Origin of the sequence: Burkholderia cepacia, assembly GCF_001039005.1 — a bacterium.
In the GTDB taxonomy this organism is placed as follows: domain Bacteria; phylum Pseudomonadota; class Gammaproteobacteria; order Burkholderiales; family Burkholderiaceae; genus Burkholderia; species Burkholderia theae.
On the sequence record NZ_LDWR01000096.1, the window covers coordinates 87,391 to 108,484 of the forward strand.

18 protein-coding genes are annotated in these 21,094 nt (G+C 66.2%); 5 read left to right on the top strand and 13 right to left on the bottom strand.

The window, feature by feature from the left end:
- Nucleotides 1–562 precede the first annotated feature (562 nt).
- From VL15_RS37355 to VL15_RS37390, 8 genes are all read right to left on the bottom strand, one after another.
- Nucleotides 563–1,798, bottom strand: a complete 1,236-nt coding sequence (locus VL15_RS37355) for an MFS transporter (RefSeq protein ID WP_048251946.1) — start codon at nucleotides 1,796–1,798, stop codon at nucleotides 563–565.
- Between the two features lie 136 nt (nucleotides 1,799–1,934).
- Entirely contained in the window at nucleotides 1,935–3,362 is a 1,428-nt protein-coding gene (locus tag VL15_RS37360; RefSeq protein ID WP_048251913.1) for an MFS transporter, read from the bottom strand.
- 207 nt (nucleotides 3,363–3,569) lie between these two features.
- On the bottom strand, nucleotides 3,570–4,013 hold the full coding sequence (gene aroQ, locus VL15_RS37365; RefSeq protein ID WP_048251947.1) for a type II 3-dehydroquinate dehydratase: 444 nt from the start codon (nucleotides 4,011–4,013) through the stop codon (nucleotides 3,570–3,572).
- Nucleotides 4,014–4,032: 19 nt separating this feature from the next.
- Nucleotides 4,033–4,866 carry a shikimate dehydrogenase gene (aroE, locus tag VL15_RS37370; protein WP_048251948.1) on the bottom strand — a complete coding sequence of 278 codons (834 nt, stop codon included), beginning with the start codon at nucleotides 4,864–4,866 and terminating at the stop codon, nucleotides 4,033–4,035.
- Nucleotides 4,866–6,086 carry a CaiB/BaiF CoA transferase family protein gene (locus tag VL15_RS37375; protein WP_048251915.1) on the bottom strand — a complete coding sequence of 407 codons (1,221 nt, stop codon included), beginning with the start codon at nucleotides 6,084–6,086 and terminating at the stop codon, nucleotides 4,866–4,868. Before VL15_RS37375 ends, aroE begins: the two co-directional genes overlap by 1 nt.
- Entirely contained in the window at nucleotides 6,086–6,544 is a 459-nt protein-coding gene (locus VL15_RS37380; protein ID WP_048251917.1) for a MaoC family dehydratase, read from the bottom strand. The genes VL15_RS37375 and VL15_RS37380 overlap by 1 nt, the downstream gene beginning before the upstream one ends.
- A gap of 2 nt (nucleotides 6,545–6,546) precedes the next feature.
- Nucleotides 6,547–6,939, bottom strand: coding sequence for a VOC family protein (locus VL15_RS37385; RefSeq protein ID WP_044848449.1), 393 nt, complete (start codon nucleotides 6,937–6,939; stop codon nucleotides 6,547–6,549).
- Nucleotides 6,936–7,886, bottom strand: coding sequence for a ketopantoate reductase family protein (locus VL15_RS37390; RefSeq protein ID WP_048251920.1), 951 nt, complete (start codon nucleotides 7,884–7,886; stop codon nucleotides 6,936–6,938). The genes VL15_RS37385 and VL15_RS37390 overlap by 4 nt, the downstream gene beginning before the upstream one ends.
- A gap of 132 nt (nucleotides 7,887–8,018) precedes the next feature.
- On the opposite strand from VL15_RS37390, the gene VL15_RS37395 reads away from it, so the two are divergent.
- Nucleotides 8,019–8,939 (top strand): LysR family transcriptional regulator, encoded by a 921-nt coding sequence (locus VL15_RS37395; RefSeq protein WP_048251921.1) that lies wholly within the window; start codon nucleotides 8,019–8,021, stop codon nucleotides 8,937–8,939.
- 225 nt (nucleotides 8,940–9,164) lie between these two features.
- Here VL15_RS37395 and VL15_RS37400 read toward each other — a convergent pair whose 3' ends face one another.
- A complete protein-coding gene (locus VL15_RS37400; protein ID WP_048251922.1) occupies nucleotides 9,165–9,944 on the bottom strand; it encodes a GNAT family N-acetyltransferase in 780 nt (259 codons plus the stop codon).
- Between the two features lie 395 nt (nucleotides 9,945–10,339).
- On the opposite strand from VL15_RS37400, the gene VL15_RS37405 reads away from it, so the two are divergent.
- The 4 genes from VL15_RS37405 (at nucleotide 10,340) to VL15_RS37420 (ending at nucleotide 16,232) form a co-directional block, all read left to right on the top strand.
- Nucleotides 10,340–11,563, top strand: a complete 1,224-nt coding sequence (locus VL15_RS37405) for an aromatic ring-hydroxylating oxygenase subunit alpha (RefSeq protein ID WP_053077786.1) — start codon at nucleotides 10,340–10,342, stop codon at nucleotides 11,561–11,563.
- Between the two features lie 2 nt (nucleotides 11,564–11,565).
- Entirely contained in the window at nucleotides 11,566–13,161 is a 1,596-nt protein-coding gene (locus VL15_RS37410; RefSeq protein WP_048251924.1) for an FAD-binding oxidoreductase, read from the top strand.
- A complete protein-coding gene (locus VL15_RS37415) occupies nucleotides 13,151–14,362 on the top strand; it encodes an MFS transporter (protein WP_048251925.1) in 1,212 nt (403 codons plus the stop codon). Before VL15_RS37410 ends, VL15_RS37415 begins: the two co-directional genes overlap by 11 nt.
- Before the next feature lie 85 nt (nucleotides 14,363–14,447).
- Nucleotides 14,448–16,232, top strand: a complete 1,785-nt coding sequence (locus VL15_RS37420; protein ID WP_155420387.1) for a hypothetical protein — start codon at nucleotides 14,448–14,450, stop codon at nucleotides 16,230–16,232.
- Nucleotides 16,233–16,370: 138 nt separating this feature from the next.
- On the opposite strand, the gene VL15_RS37425 is transcribed toward VL15_RS37420, so the two are convergent.
- From VL15_RS37425 to VL15_RS37440, 4 genes are all read right to left on the bottom strand, one after another.
- The gene (locus VL15_RS37425; protein ID WP_155420388.1) at nucleotides 16,371–18,536 is read right to left on the bottom strand and encodes a hypothetical protein; all 2,166 of its coding nucleotides are present in this window, start codon (nucleotides 18,534–18,536) and stop codon (nucleotides 16,371–16,373) included.
- A gap of 69 nt (nucleotides 18,537–18,605) precedes the next feature.
- Complete coding sequence (locus tag VL15_RS37430) at nucleotides 18,606–19,589, bottom strand: hypothetical protein (RefSeq protein WP_155420389.1); 984 nt, start codon at nucleotides 19,587–19,589, stop codon at nucleotides 18,606–18,608.
- A gap of 72 nt (nucleotides 19,590–19,661) precedes the next feature.
- A complete protein-coding gene (locus tag VL15_RS37435) occupies nucleotides 19,662–20,111 on the bottom strand; it encodes an acyl-CoA thioesterase (protein ID WP_053077787.1) in 450 nt (149 codons plus the stop codon).
- Nucleotides 20,101–21,027: a metal-dependent hydrolase gene (locus tag VL15_RS37440; RefSeq protein ID WP_053077788.1), complete on the bottom strand. Its 927-nt coding sequence runs from the start codon at nucleotides 21,025–21,027 to the stop codon at nucleotides 20,101–20,103. Before VL15_RS37440 ends, VL15_RS37435 begins: the two co-directional genes overlap by 11 nt.
- Between the last annotated feature and the right edge of the window lie 67 nt (nucleotides 21,028–21,094).

Consider the following 21,094-nt stretch of genomic DNA (forward strand, 5'->3'; position numbering starts at 1 on the left):
CCGCAAGGCGGCGGCATCGTGAAGCTGACTTCGTTGCCGGCCGATGCCGTCGATGCTGTCGATGCGGATGTGACCGATGCGGCTGACGAGGTTGACGTCGTTGATGTCGCCGCGGCGTTTTCGGGCGCGATGTGGTCCATCTCGATGGAAGATGCCGCGCTGGCGCGGCGCGACCGGTGCGCGTCGAGGACCGTGCTGTCCACGCGACGCAGGCTGCCCGTGCCGTCGGCGGGGAGCGACTCCGGCGGCCGCGCGCCTGACGCCGACGCATCGGTCGAACCGCGCGGCTTCAGCGCGGGAAATTCCGTTGACGCACGGTGGGAAGCGGCGCTTGACGGGCTCGCGGCCCGGTTCGGCGGGGTGTTGCCCGGCGCCGCGTCCGGCTGAGGCGGGTGCGTCGACGCGACGGGCGACGTGGAACGAATCGAAGACGACATGGTGTAGGCCCGGCTGACGAAGATGGCGTGACCCAACACTACGTCGCCCGATGTTCGGGCGCGGTTGCGATTGCGAAAGGCACGCGCGGTTTGCGAACCGTCAGGCAAGGTCGCTTCCCGGCAATTCAATGCGCGATATCCGCCGCACGTGCCGGAACCGTTGTAGCGACCAAAGTCTCGTGGATGATTTTTGGCAGCCACGCAAACGCAATCGTCACCAGCATCACGCCGACGATGAGCATCGGAACCACCATTGGCCACGCGCCCAGCTGATAGCGCGGATCGGTGAAAACCGCCGCTGTCTGCCCCACGCTGAAAGCGAAGAACATCATGATGAAGCCGGACCAGGATACCGCGCGGCCTGCAAGGTGGGGCAGACCACCGACCGCTCCTGCTTGCCCGCATGGCTGATGGATTCCGTGGCCGAGGCAATACACGCCATGCCCCACGAGCAGCGGCCAGATGCTTCCGGGAAGCAGCGAACACCCCAATGCCTGAATCACTGCGCCGGACAGGCTCAACGCCGCACCTTGTCGCACCGTTCGCAGCATGCTTTGACGTCGCAGCAACAGGCGGCAGCCATACGTACTCAGGACATAGACGAGCGTACCGCTCGCGGGTATCCAGCCATATCGCTGGGGCGACAGGCCGAGATGCCGGATGTAGATGGCGGGAGAAAGCAATAGAAAGCAGAACATGCCGGTGTACGTCGAGGCGGCCAGCAGCGCCCATACCCTGAACGTGGCATTGCCGAATATTTCGCGCACGTCCCGGGTCGAGCCCCGGCTCGACGCGATTCTGGAGAAACTTTCCTCGAAGCCGTACCAGCACATGACGAGCAGCCCGAACGCATACAGGCTCATCCCTGCGAGCACCCATCGCCATCCGGCCTGCTGCGTGACATACGCACCGAGAATCGGCGCGAGGAACGCCATCATCCCCATTCCCATGAAACCGCGCGCCATCACGTACGGACCGTCGGCCGCCGAATACCGGTCGCGCACCGTCGCGCGTGCGCATACCAGTATCGCGGCCATGGCAAAGCCCTGCATTGCACGAGCGGCCACCAGCATTGCGGCGCTGGAAGCGAGCGCAGCTGCCAGCGCTGCCAGCGCATAGAGCGCAAGGCCGGTCAGCAAGACGGGACGGCGGCCGAATCGATCGGAAAGACTGCCCATCGGCAATTGCCCGATACCGAATATCAATGCAAAAACCGTGAGGCTGATACTGGCGGCCCCCAGCGTTGCGGCGATTTCAGGCAGCGCCGGCAGGTAACTGTCGGTCGCCACCGGCTGGGCCGCCAGCAGAAGCGGCAACATGAGCGCGAAGTTCAGGCGAGCAGGGCGCGTGGTGTCCGGCATGACGGTTTTCGGCACGGTATCGGGCATCGGGTGAAGACAGCGGCAACGCAAGTTCGCTCTGCCAGTGAGGGCGCAGCAGCAAGCTGGAAATGCTCGGCGGAAGGGGCGCCGAACACGACGCCCCGTCGAGTACTGGCTAGCTGCCGACGGATCCTGGCACGTGTTCGCGCACGATGCGATGGCGCGCCATCGCATCGACGCGCAGCCGGTCGTATTCTGCCTTGTCGACCGGTTGCGCGTTCGCTCGCCCCAGGTCGTTCATATGAACACGATGGGTCTCGCGTGCGCTCGCGGCTGCGAGCGACGCAATCACGGTGATGCCGAACGCGATCGCACCGACGATCAGCCAGACGTGGTGTCCTCCGGGCGGCGCGACCGCCGTGAACAGCGCGGGCAGCATCGCCGTGGCCGCGGTACCGAGGTTCTGCGCGATGGCCATCGCCGAGACGCGCGTGCGGGTCGGGAAGAGTTCCGGGTAAAAGGCGGGAAATACGGCGTTGTAGCCCTGGTACACCACCCCCCACATGAGCATCGACATCGCGAATGCGAGCGGCACGTTGCGGATGCTGATCGCATACAGGTAGGCAAACGCGAGCAGGCCGGCCGCCAGCGAGCCGACGATGATCGGCGACCGGCGTCCGACCTTGTCGGACAGGTTGCCGACGAACGGAATCACGATCATCGCAACGATATTGCCCACCACCGTGATCCAGAGATAGATATCTTTCTGGAATCCGATTCCATACGCCGGCTGGACCGCATAGGCTGCGCCGAAGATCGTGGCGACGACCGGAATCACGTTCATCATCGACATGCAGGCAACGCGCACCATATCGGGAAAGTGGTGCCTGAAAGCGTCGGCAACGGGCGAGCCGGCTTGCGACCGGTTGCGTACTGCTTCATCGAAGGCCGGCGACTCGTCGACCTGGCGGCGAATGATCAACCCCGCCACGATGACCAGCGCACTCAGCAGGAACGGAATGCGCCAGCCCCAGCTGTCGAATTGCGCGGACGGCATGGTGTAGGCGAGCGGCAGGAACACGGCGGCGGCCAGCACTTGCCCGGCCTGCACGCCCTGTAGCGTGAAGCTGACGAAGTATCCGCGCCGACCGAACGGCGCGTGCTCCAGGATCATCGAGCTCGCGCCGGTAATCTCGCCGGCCACGGCGAAACCCTGCAGCAGGCGAAGCGCCACCAGCAACGCCGGCGCGAGCAGCCCGGCTTGCTGATAGGTTGGCAGCAGGCCGACGCCGACGGTCGAGATTCCCATCAGGAACATGCAGAAAAGCAGGACGGTTTTCCGTCCGCGCGTGTCGCCGAGATGGCCCAGCACGAACGCGCCGATCGGGCGGGACACATAGCCGACACCGTAAGTGGCCAGCGACGCGATGATGGCTGTCGTGGGGCTGCCGTGCGGAAAGAATATCTGCGGGAAGATCAGCGCCGATGCCGTGGCGTAGATGAAGAAATCGTAGTATTCGAGCACCGAGCCGATCCAGCCGCTGACGGCGGCTTTTCTCGATTGGTGCCTGCCCCGGGGCTCGTCCCGCAAGGTCGTGGTCATCGTGGTCTCCAGATATTGATATGTGTGCCGGGCAACGCGGGTGATGCGGGGAGTCGTCACTGCCCGATGTATCGACTCCGTTGTGTGACCTGACCGAGGCCCATCGATACGATGCACGGCGAACAACCGCGGTGCGCAACGCCGGGCACCCGGGAACGGTTGCGCATGTGCGTCGGCCCCGCATCGGCAGCCGATGCGGGAATCGGCCTATTCGTCGCCGAGCGCCGAGACCGCGGCCCTCAGCGCCAGCAGATAGCTTTGGACACCGAAACCGCAAATCTGCCCGCTGACGATCTCGGCCAGGACGGAGTGATGCCGGAACGGCTCGCGTGCATGAATGTTGGACATGTGCAGTTCGACGATCGGGCACGTGAGGATGGCAAGGGCATCGCGAATGCCGTAGCTGTAATGCGTCCATGCGCCCGCGTTGATCAGCACCGCATCCTGGCGTTCCTCGAAGGCGCGATGAATGCGCTCGCACATCGCGCCTTCGCTGTTCGTCTGGAACGCGTCCACCTGTACACCCAGTTCCTCCGCGAGCCCTTGCAGCCGTGCATCGATCTGCGCGAGCGTGAGCGTCCCGTACTGTGCCGGGTCGCGCTTGCCGAACATGTTGTGATTGATGCCGTGCAGCATCAGGATCTTCTTCATGCGAATCTCCATGGCGTGTTCAATCAAAGGGCACGGCCAGCCGATCGATCACCGAACTGGTCTCGGGGCGCACGCCGCGCCACCACGCGAACGCTTCGGCCGCCTGCTCGACCAGCATGCCGACGCCGTCCGCCATTCCGTGTACGCCTGCGTTTTTCGCGAGCCGGAGAAACGGCGTCAGACGCTTGCCGTATGCCAGTTCGTAGGCCGTGCCGGCCGGACTGAACACGCTCGGCGGGACCGGCGGCAGGTCGCCGGTCAGGCTGGCCGACGTCGCATTGACGACCAGGTCGAAACGCCCCATCCGCGCGAGGTCCGCGTAGCCGCCGGCAACGAGCGGACCGCGTCCGGCAACCTGTGCGACCAATGCGCGCGCCTTGTCGACGTCGCGATTCGCGATGACCAGTTCAGCCGGTCCGGCGTCGAGGAACGGCAAAAGCGCACCGCGTGCCGCGCCGCCTGCACCGAGCACCAGGACACGCTTGCCGGCCATCGGCAGATTGAGGTTCGTCTCGATATCGCGAACCAGGCCGATGCCGTCGAAGTTGTCGGCCAGGATGCGGCCGCCGTCGAACTTGAGCGCGTTGGCCGCGCCCGCGAGCTGCGCCCGCTCGCTGCGTTCGTCCGACATCGCGAACGCGTCGAGCTTGAACGGCGCCGTGACGTTGATGCCCTTGCCGCCGCCCTCGAAAAACGCACGAACCGCGGCAGCGAAAGCGCCTGCCGGCTCGACGGGCCCCTCGATGGCCGCATAGCTGATGTCCTGCCGCGACGCCTGCGCGAAGAGGCCGTGAATCAACGGGGATTTCGTGTGCCCGATCGGATTGCCGATCACCGCATATTGGTCGGTCATCATTGGCTCGCTTTCGAATAGAGGACGCCGTCGGCCTGCATCGCGTCGATTTCGGCCGAATCGAACCCGAGGGAAAGCGCGATTTCCGCGTTGTGCTGCCCGAGATCGGGCGCGACCTCGCGTATCGTCGTATCGCAATCGGAAAACCGGAACGGCAGGTTGGGCAGGCGCAGCGTTCCGTAGCGCGGATGCTGTTGCTCGACGACCATGCCTCTGGCCTGGATCTGCGGATCGTTCAATACCTCGTCGATGCGCTGCACCTTCGCGCACGGAACGTCGATGCCGTCCAGCAGTTCGAGCACCGACGCGACGGAACGCGCGGCCACCCACGGCTCGACCACCGACAGAATCTCCGCGCGGTGCGCGTTGCGGCCGGTGCTGTCATGAAACCGTGTGTCGGCGCCGAAGCCGGCCGGGCCGCCGTGCGTCGCGATCAGTTCGGCGAAGCGTTTCCACGCGTCGTCGACTTGCGCGGCGATCACGAGATCGCCGTCCGCGGCACGGAATACGCCGTAGAGCGTCGAGGTCGGCATGTCGTGCCCGGTCTGCTCAGGCAGCACGCCCTGCAGCGTGTAGCACTGCACCGCATATTCGTGCATCGATACCAGCGTGTCGTACAGCGCCATGTCGATGTGTTGCCCGCGGCCACTCTTCACACGCCCCAGCAGCGCGGCGTTGATGGCCGCGACCGCATGAATGCCGGTGTACATGTCGCCGAGCGAGATGCGCAGCAGCGGCGGCCGCTCGCCCGGCGTGCCCACCATCTGCATGATTCCGCTCTTGGCTTCCGCGATCAGCCCGAAGCCCGCGCGATGCGCATCGGGACCGGTATGCCCGTACGCCGAAATCGAACAGTAGACGAGGCCCGGATTGCGCACCGACAATTCGGCATGGCCGAGCCCGAGCTTGTCCAGTGCGCCCGGCCGATAGTTCTCGATGAACACGTCGGCGGAGTCGCACAGCCGCTGCATGAACGCCTTGCCGCGCGCGTCCTTCATGTTGACGCTCACGCCGCGCTTGCCCATGTTGAGCTGCAGGAAGTAGCCGCTTTGCTGGTCGTCGAGCACGGTCGCGTGCTGGCGTCCGGCGTCGCCTGACCCGGGGCGCTCGACCTTGATGACTTCGGCGCCGAGCGCCGCGAGACAGCGCCCGACATACGGCCCGGCAAGGAAGTGGCTGTAGTCGACGACGCGCATGCCTTCGAGTGGGCGAGCCTGCATTACCGTGCCTCCGGGCGGCGCGGCACCATCAGGCGATGCTCGCCGCGTTGAACGACCTGACCGTCCTGATTGATCAGCTCCGACGGCAGTACGACGATGCCCCAATCCGGGCGACTCTTGCTGGCCCGCATCGAGCCGACGCGGAACTTCACGTGCAGCACGTCGCCGACCTTGATCGGCAGCAGGAAATCCCAGCTCCAGCCGAGCGACATGCCGGGCAGAAAGCGATAGTCGCTCTGCGTCTTCAGGCCGTCGGCGATGGACAAGCCAAACAGCCCGTGCGCGACGAGGCAGCCGAAATGGCTCGCGTTTGCGTATGCCTCGTCCACGTGGACGGGCGTATGGTCGCCGGTGAGGTCGGCGTACGCGAGAATGCGCGCCTTGGTCACGGCGTAGCTCGGGCTCGTGCACGTGTCGCCCTCGCGGGCGTCGTCCCAGTATTTCTCGACGATCGTCATGGTCATGCCTCCGCGCGCGGGTTGATCGCCAGTGCCTGCGCGACGCAGGAAGCCGGCCTGGCCTGGATCAGTTCGACGGCAAGCCCGTCGGGCAGGCGAAGCCAGTTCCGCCCCTGCGGCATCTCCGTCACGCCGAATCGTTGCGCCGCGGCCAGCGCGGCCTCCAGGTCTTCGCACATCACGCCGAGATGGGCGAGCCGGCCTTCCGGACCATCGTGTTCCGGCGCGTGGATGAACTGCAGGCCGCCGAGCGTCCAGTACTGCCGCGGCGCGTCGAGCGTGCCGTCCACTTCGCGCAGGGTCATGCCGAGCACGTCCTCGAAGAAGCGGATGTGCCAGCGGATGTCCTTGACCCAGATCGCAACGTGTTCGAGATAGGCTTTCGTGGCATTCATGCGGTGGCCTCCTGCCGTTGGCGATCGGCCATCGCGCGTTCCAGCCCCTTGATGCAGGCGACGAGCGTGGCATTGACCGGGGTCGGCACGCCGTAGCGCTGCCCCCAGCGCACGACCGAACCGTTGATGAAGTCGATTTCGGTGATCGAGCCCTTCTCCAGGCTTTGCAGCATCGACGTCTTGAAGGTCGCGGGCAGCCCCTCGGCGGCGAGCGTCCAGGCCTGTTCGGGATCGGTCATCGACAGCTTGACGCCGGCTGCCTGCGCCGCCGCGATCGCCTCGGCCACGGCCGCGAGCGACGTTGCCTTCAGCAGCGGCTCATCGTAAAGCTGCCCGTAGGTGAGGCCGGTCAGCCCCGTCAGCGCACCCGTCGCGACATTCACCAGCAGCTTGTCCCACATCGTGCCGACGATGTTGTCGCTGATCGTCGTGGCGAGGCCGGCGGCATCGAACGCGGCGGCGATCGCCTGCACGCGCGGTGTGATGCGGCCGTCGAGTTCGCCGATATAGGTGGCTTTGCCGATCACGCCGGATTCGATATGACCCGCACCGCGCAGCACGCCGCCGACGTAGGTCTTGCCCGCGAGGACGCGCTCGCGGCCGACGACGTCGATCAGGATGTCCTCGTGTCCGAGGCCGTTCTGCAGCGACAGCACGGTGGTGTCGGGCCCCACCAGCGATTGGGCGCCGCGGATGGCCGCGTCGGTGTGGAACGACTTGACCAGCACGACCACCAGGTCGGCCACGCCGACATCGGCAGCCTGAGTCGTCGCGTGGACGCGTACGTGGCGGGTGCCGCCCGCGTCGTCGACGCGCAGGCCGTCACCGCGCATCGCATCGACGTGTGCAGGCGAGCGGTCGATCAGCCAGGTCTCGTGGCCGCCTTGGGTAAGGGTGGCGCCGATCGCGCAGCCCAGTGCGCCGGCACCCAGAATTGCTATTTTCAATGGCTTCTCCTTTGTCGACCAGAGTTGGCGCTTTGGCGCCTTACTCTGGTCCCATGCAAAGCTGACGTATGGCTTCACGATAGGAGTCGCCGCTCATGCCGACAATGCAATGGATACAATGACGTCATTGCCATGGACAATAACGCCACGATGCCCGCCGACCTGCCCGACCTGAAGCTGCTTCAGCTTTTCGATCTCCTGTACGACGTGCGCAGCGTCACGCGCGTAGCCGAGCAACTGGGCCAGAGCCAGCCGACGGTCAGCATCTGGCTCGGGCACTTGAGGGAGCATCTGCACGATCCGCTCTTCATCCGGACACCCGGCGGCATGGCGCCGACACCGCAAGCCGACGCGCTGATCGGGCCATGCCGGGAAATTCTCGAATCCTTGCGGCGCTTCACCGCATGGGAGATCGCGTTCGATCCGGCGACGGCCCAGCGACGCTTTCGTATCTGCATGACCGACGCGAGCCACATAACGCTGCTTCCGAGGCTACTGGCCCATGTCCGGGCGCAGGCGCCCGGTGTCCGGCTGGAAGCCGCACGGATCGACGGCAATACGGAACGCGCGCTCGAATCCGGCGAAGCCGATCTCGCGATCGGCTATGTGCCCTGGCTAGGTGGCGGCATTTATCAGCAGAAGCTGTACGACCAGGACTGGGTCTGTCTGGCCAACCGGCATCATCCGAGGATTCGCGGTCGCCTCGGGGCAAAGCAGTATCGTTCCGAAGGACATGTCGCCATTACGGCGGGAACCGGGGCGCAACTCCTCGAACAGGCGCTGCGGCAGGCGCGCATCGAGCGAGACGTCGTGCTGGAGTTGCCGGGTTTTCTGGGTTTGGGTGCGATCGTCCAGACGACCGACCTGATCACGACGCTACCCCGTCATATCGGCCAGACACTGGCTCAGGCGAGCGATCTGGCGGTTCATGCATGTCCGATCCCGGTCGAAGGCTTCGCGGTACGGCAGCATTGGCATGCGCGCTATCACCATGAGGCGGGCAACCGGTGGCTGCGCGGCGTCGTGATTCGATTGTTCGGTGCATCGCAATGACGGGTCGCTTTGGCATTCGAGGCGAGCCGAGCGTGGCGTGCTTTCCATCGAAAGAACGGCTTCTACTTGCCGCTGCTCAAGTACGCCGATGGACGAAGCGCCGATCAAGCGCCTGTCGGCAGCGCGGCGGCATGGCCCGTTGCAGGCATTCGCCGATCTGCTCGACTGGATGGAGCCCGACGACGCGCGGGCCGGCGATACAGCGTGCATGCCGGCCCGGAGCGGTCAACGGGCCGGGCCGCGCCTCGGCGGCGGAATGTCCGCGAAACTCGGATCCAGCGCGATCCAGAACGCTTTCGTGTCGCCCGCGACGGTCAATGCCGGGTCGGGCCGCCAACCGCGACGGCGCTTGCGCTCCAGCTGCGCCGTATTGCTTTCCCATACGCGGGACAGCTTGTATCGAAAGCCCTTGGCGAGCAGCGCCTCGTCGACTTGTTTCGCGAGGTTTCTTGCGACATCGGTCCCGCGATGTTCCTTCGCAACCAGGATATTGATCTGCGCAACTTGCCCCGGGGCGTGCAGTTCCGTTTCCGAATAGTCCATGAAACCCGCGATGACCTCGTCCTTGACCGCGACGACCATGCCGTCATAGATGCGCGGGTCAAATGCGTCGGGAGGATAGTCAGGCTCGAAACGGGACGCGAGCGCGGCACGATCGTCCCCGCCTATTTCGAACAGGAAACTGATGAGCTCGTTTCGGGTGTCCTCGTCATGCGGGTCAATTTCTCCCATGTGGGTTCCGTCGGCATAGTGTCTGACATTCGTCATCATGACCGGACCGACGAGCTCGGGCGTACCGACGGCATGCCGCGACGCGCCGGCCGCTTGTGCAACCGGCGCACCGAGTCCGCCTGCGATGGCTTCCGGCGTGGTGCCTGACGCGCGAAAGCGTTGTGGTGACGGTGCGTCGCTCGCGGTCTCCAGCGACGCCGTGCTCTGGCGGCGCTTCCCGTGAAAAGACGGCGGGAATTGCGATCGGATCTGCGCTTGCGTGGCCGTGTCCACGGTCGGCGTCGGCGTACGGCGCGTGTTATCGGTAGCGCTTTCGCTGGCCCGCGGGGAGGAATCGGGATTCTCTGTGCGCGTCACTCGCATGGCGTTCGGGGAATGGGTGATGGGATGTGGACGAATGTAGGCGGAGGCGTTGCGAAAACAGCCGCCGCATCGGAACGGCGGTTGCCGAATGCGAAGCGCGCGCGAGCTCCGAAGCGGCTCACCCCGACGTTTCCTTCGCCGCCCCGAGCGGCAAGACACCAGCCCGGATGACGTGCACCCGTGAATCGGGCCACCGTCCGGTGCGGATGGATCGCCACCGTTTCGCATCGCAGCCGTCGCGACGGCACGTTTCTCCTACGATCGCTGTCACGGCCGCACGAGCGCGGCTCAACAGGGGGAACTTCATGCAGGCTGCGCAGCGCTATCAACATGTCCTCACCCAGCATCTCGCGAAACCGCTCGAGCACGCGGTATCGCTCCCCGCGCTGTTCTACACCGACCCCGAGATCTTCGCGTACGAGCTGGCGGTGCTCGACGAACGTCACTGGCGCGTCGCGGCCGCGAGCGGGCAGGTCGGCCGCCCCGGCGACGTGCTGCCCGTCACGCTGTCCGGCATGCCGCTCGTCGTGACGCGCGACCGTGACGGCACGCTCGATTGCTTCCACAACATCTGCAAGCATCGCGGCGTGCCGCTCGTGAGCGAGCAGGCGAGCGACGTCAATTCGATCCGGTGTCCGTATCACGCGTGGCGATACGGGTTGAACGGTTCGCTGGAACGCGCGAGCCACTTCAACGGGATCCACGATCACCGCGTGGACGAATCGCGCCGCGCCTGTCTCGAACTCGATCGCGTGCGTAGCGCGTGCTGGAACGGCCTCGTCTGCGTGAATCCGGGCGGGCGCGCGGCACCGCTCGCCGATACGCTGGCCGCGCTCGACACGCGCTGGCACGACTACGACTTCTCGCAGCTGCACTATGGCGGCGCGCTGCACTATCGCGTGCACGGCAACTGGAAGCTCGTGGTCGAGAACTTTCTCGACAGCTATCACAACCCGTTCGTTCATCCCGCGCTCAACAAGGCGTCGCTGTGGAACGAACACTATCCGGTCGTGGACGATCATTTTTGCGGCGTCGGCACCGACGTCTACGATGCGGCGACCGCGGGCCACGGCGGCTTGCCGACGTTCGCCGGGCTGTCGCCGCAACGCGCGCGCGGCGCCGAATACCTGCTCGCGAGCCCGACGCTGATGCTGGGCCTGCACGCGGACTACCTGTTCGTGCTGACGGTCGACCCGGTCGACGTGCAGACCACCGACGAGCACGTGTACTTCTTCTTCGTCGGCGAGCCGTCCGGCGACGCATCCGATCCGCTGGAGGCGATCCGCATGCGCGTGCGCACGAACTGGGATCGCATCAATCGCGAGGACATTCCGATGATCGAGGGCATGCAGGCATGCCGTCGCTCGCCCGGCTATCGCCCAGGCCCGTTCTCGCCGTTCCACGAAGGGCCGCTGCACGCGTTTCAGCTGTCGCTCGCGCGCCGGATGGCGCCCGAACCCGACGTTCCGGCATCGCGCGCCGTGCGGCACGACGCATTCCGTTTCCACCCGATTTCAGTCGAGGCATGACCATGCAGATTGCATTTCACGGACCGATGCACGGCGATCTGGGCGAACGGTTGCGCGCGCTCATCGGTGCCGACGCGGTACTGACCGACGAGCCGTCGCTCGCGTTTTATTCGAACGACGTGTTCTGGCAACCGGGCGTGGCGCCGCTCGCGATCACGCTGCCGCGCAGCGCCGACGACGTGGTGGCGCTGGCGCGGCTCGCGCAGGACCTCGACGTCGCGCTGATTCCGCGCGGCGGCGGTTTGTCATACGGCAAGGGTTATCTGCCGCCGCACCGCAACTGCATCGTGGTCGACACGCGGCGCATGTCGCGCGTGATCGAGATCGACGAGAAGAGCCGTTTCGTCACCGTGGAAGCGGGCTGCACGTGGGCCGAACTGCACGAGGCGCTGTTGCCGACTGGCTTGCGCACGCCGTACTGGGGGCCGATGTCCGGGATCGGCGGCACGGTCGGCGGCGCGCTGTCGCAGAACAGCGCGTTCTACGGATCGAGCCGCCACGGCACCGCGGCCGACAGCGTGCTCGGCGTCACGGCCGTGCTGGCCGACGGCACCTGCGTGACCACCGGGTCGGGCGGGCGGCGCGGCGCGAAGCCGTTCACCCGGCACGGCGGCGGGCCCGATTTCACCGGGCTCTTTCTCGGCGACAACGGCGCGTTCGGCATCAAGGTCGCCGCCACGCTGCGCCTGATCGAGCGCACGCCGCATGTCGGTTATCTATCCGCCGGCTTCGCGACGATGCAGGCGATGGTCGACGCGCAGGTGCGTCTCGCGCAGACCGGCAAGATCGCCGAGAGCTTCGGCATCGACCGCAACAAGGCGCTGCAGTCGGCCGGCGTGAACCGCTCGGCGGACAGCGTCAAGAGCCTGCTGGCCGTGATCGGCGCCGGCAAGAGCCTCGCGGTCGGCATGAAGGATGCGGTGACGGTGGCGGCGGCCGGTACGCAATTCCTGACCGCTCATCCGTACACGCTGCACCTGATGGTCGAGGACGAATCCGCGCGCCGTCTCGACGAGGCGCTGGCCGAGGTGCGCGGCATCGTGCTGCGCGAAGGCGTGGAGCTGCCCGATTCGGTGCCGCGCGTGATTCGCGCCAAGCCGTTCGGCCCGGTGCGAGGCATGCTCGGGCTGAACGGCGAGCGCTGGGTGCCGTGCCACGCGACGTTCGCCCTCGGCGACGCGCTGTATGTCTGCGACGCAATGGCGCGTCATTTCGAGGGGTTCGACGCGTTGATGGCGCAGCACGGGATCAGCCGCTCGCATTTCCTGATGTGCATCGGCAACGAGTTCTTCTTCGAGACCGCGTTCTACTGGCGCGACGAACTCACGCCGCTGCATGTCGCGATGGTCGGTGCCGACGTCACCGCGCCGTGGGCCGACCGGCCTGCGGCACCCGATGCGCGGGCAGCGGTGCAGGCGATCCGCGATGCAACCTATCTCGCGTATGCGGAACTGGGCGGCGCGAGTTGGCAGGTCTCGCGCGACTATCCGTTCGAGCGCGTGCTCGAGCCGGGGTCGTGGAACCTGATGCGGCGGGTCAAGGCGAGCCTCGATCCGGATCGGCGGGTCAACCCGGGAGCGCTCGGCGATGGCTGCTGACGCGCGCGAAGGGGCGGCCAGCGGCGACGGCCTCACCGGCGCGCAGGTGGCGCTGATGGCGACGCTGTGCGCGTTTTCGGCGGGCAGCCTCTACTACAACCAGGTCATGGCGGCCGCGATCGCGCACAGCTTCGGCGTCGCGCCGGTCACCGCGAGCACGCTGTCGGTGTTCGGCCATGTCGGCTACGTGGCGGGCCTCGTGCTGCTCGTGCCGCTGGGCGACCGCTACGAGAAGCGTGCGCTGGTCGCGCGTCTCGCGTGGCTTGGCGCGCTCGCGCTGGCCGGCGCGGCGCTTGCGCCGTTCTTCGCGCTGGAGGCGCTTGCCGCGCTCGCGAGCGGCGTGTTCGCGACCACCGCGTCGCTGACGGTGCCCTTCGCGGCCACGCTGGCGGCGCCCGCGCGGCGCGGCCGCGTGGTGGGGCGCGTGATGTTCGGGCTGCTGATCGGTATCGTCGCGAGCCGCGTGGTGTCGGGCGCGGTGACCGAGACGCTCGGCTGGCGCGCGATGTTCGCGTTCGCGGCGCTCGCGCAGGCGGCCCTCGCGTGGCTCGTGTCGCGCCGGTTGCCGCGCGCGCCGGCGACGACCGGCGAATCCTATGCGGACCTGCTGCGCTCGTTGCGCGCGCTCTATCGCGACGAGCCGCGCCTGCGGCTGGCGGCATGGCGCGGGGCGCTGCTGTTCGGCGCGTTCAGCGCGCTGTGGGCGAGTTACGCGCTGCATCTGCAGCACGCGCATCCGGCGTGGGGCGCGTCCGTGGACGGGTTGTTCGGGCTGGCGGGCATCGCCGGTGCGCTGATCGCGCCGGCGATCGGCCGCGCGGCCGACGTGCTTGGCCCCGAGCGCGTGTTCGGGCGCGCGCTCGCCTGCCTGTTCGTCGCGCTCGCGCTGTTCGCGGCGTGGCCGGGGCAGGTCGCCGTCGAGGCGCTGGCGATCGTGCTGCTCGACATGGGCATCCAGGCGGCGATGGTCTGCAACCAGACCGTGATCTATGCGTTGCGGCCGGCCGCGCGCACGCGCATCAACGGCGTCTACATGATCGTCTATTTCATCGGCGGCACCTGCGGCACCGCGCTGGCCGTGCCGGCCTGGGCGGCGGCCGGGTGGTCGGGTGTGCTGGGCGTTTGCGCGGCATTCGTCGTGGCGGGCGCGGGGTTGCATGCCGGTGCGCGGTGGCGTGCGCGTGGGTTGCGTCCTTCGTAATCCGGATCGCCCATTCGCTCGCCTGCGCGGGAGCCGCTTGAAGTTTCCGGATCATCACATCGGTTATTCAAAAGCAGGAGAAGACATGACATCGCCATCCGTGTCCAGAAGCGGCACGCCGACGCCGACCGAATATCACGCCACCAACGAAGGCACGACCCCACCCGATGCGCGTGAAGCACGTCCGCGCGCTCCAAGCGGGGTATTGGCGAACATGCCCCAACGGACAGCGGCTTCGTCGCCGCGCAATCTGACCGTATCCGTCAATCGATCGGACTCGACCCAGGATACCGGCCGAGGACCGGCGCTCCGCCCTGACGCACGGGTCGAGCGTACGGCAGTGCAGGAAGCGCATATCGACGCGCTCTCCGATCAGGTCATCGCGAGCATGGTGAAGCAATTCCCGAGCCTCGCGGAAAACGGCCACGCGCCTGCCTCGCTCCGGGCGGAGCTGAAGTCGTTTACGGACGAACCGGTCGTTGCAAGCTACCTGTTCGCCAGGAACGGGACGAATGCGGTGCTGGAGGGTACGCCCAAGGGCGATCTTGCGCCGCACATCGAGTTCCAGAAGACCATCGGCTCGTTCGTCGCGCTCCGGGCATTGATGGCAGGCGTGCCGATCTTCGGTGGCGACGTGAAGGACAGCGCCTCGATGGAGGCGAAGCTGTCGGCCGCCGTCAATGCAGTCAACGCCAGGTTCCACACCGAGACGAACGGCAAGCTTTCCGGATTCGAGCCGCTGCGTTCGATCCTGGGCGCGCACGACATCATGAAGTCCGCGGACAAATGCGAGGTCGTGCAAAAGAAGCTTGGCGATTTTCCCGTCAAGGTCGGCGGCACGATCATTACCGCCGACAATTTCATGGCGCTCGATCACGACACCAAGCTGAGTGTCGCGATGCGCGTGATGAGCGAAGAAGTCCGCCGCGGCCGCGATGTTGCGCCGGGTTCGTTGACACGTCAGTTCTTCTCGCCCGCGAAGATCGATGCCGGCGAACACGCGCCGGTCATCGACATCATGAAAGCGATGTGGGGTCTCGGTGTCAACGGCCTGCAATTGAACCAGGGCGAGTGCCAGCCGGCACAGCTTCACGAACTTGTCCGGCAGGTGAAGGCCGGCTCCGTCGATGACCTCGCGAAGATTCAAGGCCAATTGCAGGCGCTGGCCGTTCACGAATCCACCGACCTGCTCGGTGCGGCGAACCCGTTCCTGCCGGTCCTCCCGGGACACGTCGTCGAAAAGGCATGGTCCGCCATGGCGCGGCTGAGGGATGCACTCCCGGCCGTTCGCGACAACCGGTCGGCAAGCGTCGAGACCGCAGCCAGGGATCTGTACCTGAAGATGCTGCCGCCGCTGAGCCCCGCCGATCAGGCGCTCGTCGCATCGAAGTTCCCTGGCGATGGCCGCGCGCTTGTATTGGCCACGCGGGTCGCGTCCCTTTGCCGGCTCGACCGGCAGAAGAGCGATATGGGGCAGTTGCTGACCGATGGCCTCGTCAGGCTGAGCCAGCGCGATGAAAAGGCCTTCAATGCGCTGCTCGGAACGTACGGTGATCTCGATAACCCGGTCTACATGTACTACGGGCCCGCGTTGATCGATAACGTCAAGGACAAGTTCGTGGGCAAGGACGATTTCAGCCACGCCGACGACCTGAGCGGTGCGCTCAACGTCGTGGGCAAGGTCGCGCAGGCAGCGCAGCAGGTGATCGACAGCCACGGCGGGCCGATGAATTTCCAGAAGAATGCCGGTGCGGATTTTATCAACCTGCGCGACGCGTGCCTCGCCGTGACGAAAATGTCCGCCGACGACCTGCGCGATCCAGCGAAGGTCAAACTCAAAACCGAAGGCAACACGCTGACCTTGGCTTGACGATCGCGAGGGATGGCCGGCCGATGTCGCAAACCCTCCCGTCCAGCCCTTCAGCAGCGCGGTGAGTCAGGACGGTCGCGTGGACACAATCCTGACCCGTGCGCGGGATGCGCTGAATCGGCAGGCATCATCCGCCGCCTAGCGCCTGACGGACGCACTTGCCTCGACCGCCACCGGCACGATCGCGCCAAGCGCGCTGACGCCGAGGCCCGCGAGGTGGTTCCACTGCGCTGTCTCGTCGAGTGCCATCGTGGTGAATGCGAGGCTGAACGCGGCGCGGAATGCTTCCTGCACGTTTCTGATCGTATAGGCCGACGGGATGCCGTGCGCCGGCGCCTCCGGGATCCTGCCGGCTTCCTTGTCGGCCATCTCGGAGAACGTCGTGGACAACTGCAACAGCGGAAACTCGCTGAGCAGGAACCGGACGGAGCGCGCCCAGTTCTTGGCCCACGCGAGGGTCCGGTCGTTCTCCTGGTCCATGCCGATCTTCAGGATGCGCGCGAGACGGCCGTCGCCCGGTTGCGCGCCGCCGAGGAACTGGCCGAGGTTCGCGAACGCCTGCAGCACCGACGACGTCACACCGAAGATCGCCGCCCGGTTGTCGAGGTTCGACAGCCATTCGTCGTGAACGGCGGGGCCGATCGCACCGAGCACCGTGCCCGTGACGCTCAAGGCCCCCATCGCGGCAAAGAACGCGGTGCGTTTCGGCGATCCGTCCTTCGACATCGCGGCGATCCGCGCTTCGGTATCCTGCGCATCCGTGAACGCCGCGTCGATCCGGACGCGCCGCTCGTCGTTCGCAGGCAAGCCGTCGCGGAACCGGCGCGCGGCGGCGCGTACCGCGTCGATGTCGCGCGTGAACCGCTCGACGTGGGCGTCATACGTCAGCGGCGAAACCGGCGCGGGTGATGCCGATGCCGTCGCGTCGTCTGCCGGCTGCGCGTCGACCCGAGGAAAGATCGCATCGTGCAGGCTGGTGATCGATAGGCAAGCCTTCGCGATGTCCGATTGCATGCGATCGAGCGGGTACGCATGCAGCGCGTCGAGCACGCGTTGCAGTGTCGATGCCGGATCGGTGCCGCGCGCAACGGGCCCGAGTCCTTGTTCGAGATCCCGTCCGGCCGGTTCGACCCGATCGGGTTGCGCCGGTCGCGCGTCGTTCATCGCGGCTCGCAGCTCGTTGGTCGCGATCGGCACGAACGCAGGTTCGACGGGGCGGGGCGCATTGCCGCGCAGCAGGGTCGAGACCGGCCGCACGATACGCAGCATCACGTCGTTCAACGCGCCGGTCTGCATCGCCGCGCCCAAGGCGGACAGCACGAAGCCGCTGACCTGAAACGCCGGCGGCGCTGCCTGGCCGGTCGCCTTGCTGACGGCGAACATCGTCGCCAGCGCGGCCATCTGGTCGAACGCCTGCACATAACCCTGGAGCCGGATGAGTTGCCCGCCGGCGTCCTTGTAGCGGCGCTGCCCGTCGGTCGCGAGCGGATATTCGGTCATCGCGGCCAGCGCCATCGCGAGCGCCGAACGCGAGGCCACCAGCGCGGCCATCTTGCCGACGTCATGAAAGGATGTGCCGGTCGCCGGAATGATCCCGGGCGCGGCGTACCACGCGGCGTTCTTGGCGACGATCGCGAGCATGGCTTCCGTCATGCCGATCGCGCGCTGGATCTTGCCGGCGCGGCCGGCGGCTTGCTCCGCGGCCTTTCCTTCGTCCGAGGCCAGCAGCGTGTCGAGGTCGCCCGCCATCCTGTCGAGCGCCTGCTTCACGGGTTGCGCCATCGCGATGTGTTGCTGGAATGCGTCGACGCGCCGCAGATGGGCGTCGGTCAGCGCGTTGACGTCGTGCTTCGCCAGTTCCGTTCGCAACTTCGTGTGCAGCGCGACGGCGTCGTCGACCGACGACGTCAGCGACGCCGCCAGTTCGTGCACGTTCCGTGACAGCGTTCGCATCTCTTCGTAGTCGAGGTGCACGGTTTGCTCGGCCGGTACCGAATGCGGTTCGTCGGTCTGCGCGTCGGTGATTTGGGCGTCGGACAATGCCGCTGATATGCGTTCCGTTTCGGCGCTCTCGCGGCGAGGCAACCGCGCGCGGCTGCCGGCACGCAGCGTCGACAGTTCGACCGTGCTGGCAACCGGCGAGTCGCTCGATCTCCGCCGGTGCTGAAACGAGGTCAGCGATGAAAGGCGTTGATCGGCCGACGCGGCGTTCGCCTCCGAGTGGCCTGCTTCCGGGCTCGGCGTGGCGGGGTTGTCGGGTGCGAGGTCGGTGCGGTGAGGAGAAATGGCGGATCGTGTTCGCATGGCGTGTTCGTCTTTCAAGAATGGGTGGCCGGGGGAGGCGCGGCCCGTGTCAGGCCGCCGATGCATGCGTCAATTCAGGCGCCATCTGTTTTCGCGCAGACTCCGTTCCGCCACCGCCTTCATCGCTTGCGTGTTTCCCGTGCAATTCAAGCCGTCATCGCATGTCATTCCGTATTTCGATGTCAGCTTGTCCAGCAAGTCGGAATTGAGGACACATTCGATGGTCATCTTCGGCATCGCGGTGTGCCTTGCAAGATGCCAGATGGCCAGATCGACGGCCCCCGGGATATCGGAGTCGTTCTCGATGGAGGGAAACGAAATCGTCCGACCTGACTCGGTAGCGGAGACCCAGAAATTCCCGACCGATTCGTGCGTGTGCACGTCGAACAAGTCAAACGGCCCGTATGCGCTGCACGCGATGACATAGATGTTTCCGTTGGTCGCGCATGTGTCAAACGGAAGCGCTTGAAATTCCGATACCGAAGCCGATCCGGCTGCCGAAGACGCGCCCGCGTGCAGGTCTTGCGGCGGCGCCGACTGCCACGCGTCGCCGTGAAAATACTGTGCGTCTGCCGCGGCGGCTTCGTCGTAGTAATACGGCTGCCCGCCTTGCGTGCTGTACCAGCCGGCGCCACCGGCCAACCCAGGCATGAACAGCCTGGAGCCGTCGGATGCGGTCACTTGCGAGAATCGGGTCATGCGCTGCCCTCCGTCGGGAGTCGGCGCATGGGCCATCAACACCGTGCCATGCTGAAGCAGCTTGCCGGTCAGATACTGTGGCGGCATGCCGTTCCGGATAAAGCAGAGTTGCGTCGACGTGGATCCCGTCGGGTTGTCGGCCCGTGCCGGCCCGGGTTTGGCGGAAAACGCGGTATCGGTTCTTTCTTCAGGCGATCGGGCGCGTGCCAATTGCGCCAGTCTCGCGTCGACGCGCGGGCTGGCGCGAGTCGACGCGGCGGGGGCCGGCGATGCATCGACATGGCCATCGGTTTGATGGCTGCCCACGCGCTCGAGCGCGCCGGCAGATCCGTGACCTGAGCTGATTTTCTGCATTTTTTCTGTCCTTTCCTGATCCCGGCGAGGGCACCGGAGCAGGAGTGTGTGCCAAATCGGCGGTTACTTGATTCAGGAATTTTTTGCTTCGGATAACGTGGTATCGAAGCGGAGAATCGACCGCGGAACCGGGCAGATGCGTTCCGCGCGCAGGTCCACGCAAGCGAAGCCGATATCGGCCTCGTGGCAGCGTTCGCCGTCGACGAAAATCGAATACGCGACGGCGAGCCGGGCTTTCCCGACCTCGGTGATCCGGCTGACGATTTCCGCGGTCTGACCGAACCGGAGCGGCTTCAGGAAGCGCTGCCGGACGGCGATCACGGCCATGGCGTGGTCGCCCCGCCGGAAGCCCGCGAGTTCGTCGCCTTCGATTCCGGCGATCCACTCGGTTCGCGCCTCCTCGAGAATGGCCAGGTAACGCGCGTGGTGGACGGTGCCGCCGGCGTCGGTATCCGCGTGATAGATGCGTCGTCGATAGACGGGAATCGCGAGCGCCGGGCAGTCGATCGGTTCATCCGGCATCGGGAATCTCCAGCTTCGCGCGAACGGCCGCGATGAGCGCACGGTCGCGTTCCCGCAGCGTGTCCGGATGGAACGACGGGCGAAAGTAGCCGATGAAATCGGGGATCAGAATCCTCAATACGCCGGGCTTTCCCCACAGGTAACGCAGGGCCTGCAGATAGCAGACCGATCTCGGCCGCGGCAGATCCTGCGCCAGCAGCGCGGACAAATTGGCGGCCAGCCGCGGCAGGAAATTCAACGAGACGCGCAGCGCGCCTGCCACGCGCAGCCAGTACGCACGAGCGCCCGTCCCGACTGCGTGACGATAGACGTCCATGGCCACCGACTGATGTTCCAGCTCCTCGCAAGCGTGCCAGTGCCAGAGTTTCGTCAGGTCGGGATCGCCGTCGACGGTGCCGGCCCGGAGCAGCGAGCGCGACAACGACGCGGTGAAGTGCTCCATTGCGACCGTCATCGCGAGCCGCCACACGGGTTTAACCGACCCAAGCGGGCACGCGAACATCCGGATATCGAGCCGGTCGATGTCGTATCCCTGCTGCACCATGGCCACCAGGTAGCGCCGGTGCTGGTTCGAGTGGCTCGCCTCCTGCGCGATGAAGGTCCTGACCGCCGCCGCGGTGACGGGATCGGTCACCTGGCCGGAAAAGCACTTGACCGAATGAATGAAGAATTTCTCGCCGGCGGGGAAGAACAACGACAGCGCATTGAAGAAGTGCGACGCGACCATGCCGTCGCGATTCCAGTCCGCGAAGCGCACGCCGGAAAAATCGAATGCGGGCCGCGTGTCGTGCGTGCGAGCGCGCAACGCGATCACGTTGCCCGATGCCGGTTTGCCGTGAGTCGTCGCTTGATGCGCGTCGCCATCGAGGTCGGTCGGCATGCTCGCGCCGTGGTGCGTTGCATGGGTGGCTTGCATCGGATCTCCAGTATCGGGTTGCGTGCCGGATTGGCCGCGACGGTCGTCATGCGTATCGGCAGCGGCC

Bases quoted from the DNA above. Each gene is read 5' to 3' on its own strand.
- VL15_RS37385 (WP_044848449.1), bottom strand. From the start codon at position 6,939: ATGAATGCCACGAAAGCCTATCTCGAACACGTTGCGATCTGGGTCAAG.
- VL15_RS37355 (WP_048251946.1), bottom strand. From the start codon at position 1,798: ATGCCGGACACCACGCGCCCTGCTCGCCTGAACTTCGCGCTCATGTTG.
- VL15_RS37425 (WP_155420388.1), bottom strand. From the start codon at position 18,536: ATGCGAACACGATCCGCCATTTCTCCTCACCGCACCGACCTCGCACCC.
- aroQ (WP_048251947.1), bottom strand. From the start codon at position 4,013: ATGAAGAAGATCCTGATGCTGCACGGCATCAATCACAACATGTTCGGC.
- VL15_RS37415 (WP_048251925.1), top strand. From the start codon at position 13,151: ATGGCTGCTGACGCGCGCGAAGGGGCGGCCAGCGGCGACGGCCTCACC.
- VL15_RS37380 (WP_048251917.1), bottom strand. From the start codon at position 6,544: ATGACGATCGTCGAGAAATACTGGGACGACGCCCGCGAGGGCGACACG.
- VL15_RS37395 (WP_048251921.1), top strand. From the start codon at position 8,019: ATGGACAATAACGCCACGATGCCCGCCGACCTGCCCGACCTGAAGCTG.
- VL15_RS37410 (WP_048251924.1), top strand. From the start codon at position 11,566: ATGCAGATTGCATTTCACGGACCGATGCACGGCGATCTGGGCGAACGG.
- VL15_RS37405 (WP_053077786.1), top strand. From the start codon at position 10,340: ATGCAGGCTGCGCAGCGCTATCAACATGTCCTCACCCAGCATCTCGCG.
- VL15_RS37420 (WP_155420387.1), top strand. From the start codon at position 14,448: ATGACATCGCCATCCGTGTCCAGAAGCGGCACGCCGACGCCGACCGAA.
- VL15_RS37435 (WP_053077787.1), bottom strand. From the start codon at position 20,111: ATGCCGGATGAACCGATCGACTGCCCGGCGCTCGCGATTCCCGTCTAT.
- VL15_RS37430 (WP_155420389.1), bottom strand. From the start codon at position 19,589: ATGCAGAAAATCAGCTCAGGTCACGGATCTGCCGGCGCGCTCGAGCGC.
- VL15_RS37360 (WP_048251913.1), bottom strand. From the start codon at position 3,362: ATGACCACGACCTTGCGGGACGAGCCCCGGGGCAGGCACCAATCGAGA.
- VL15_RS37375 (WP_048251915.1), bottom strand. From the start codon at position 6,086: ATGCAGGCTCGCCCACTCGAAGGCATGCGCGTCGTCGACTACAGCCAC.
- VL15_RS37440 (WP_053077788.1), bottom strand. From the start codon at position 21,027: ATGCAAGCCACCCATGCAACGCACCACGGCGCGAGCATGCCGACCGAC.
- aroE (WP_048251948.1), bottom strand. From the start codon at position 4,866: ATGACCGACCAATATGCGGTGATCGGCAATCCGATCGGGCACACGAAA.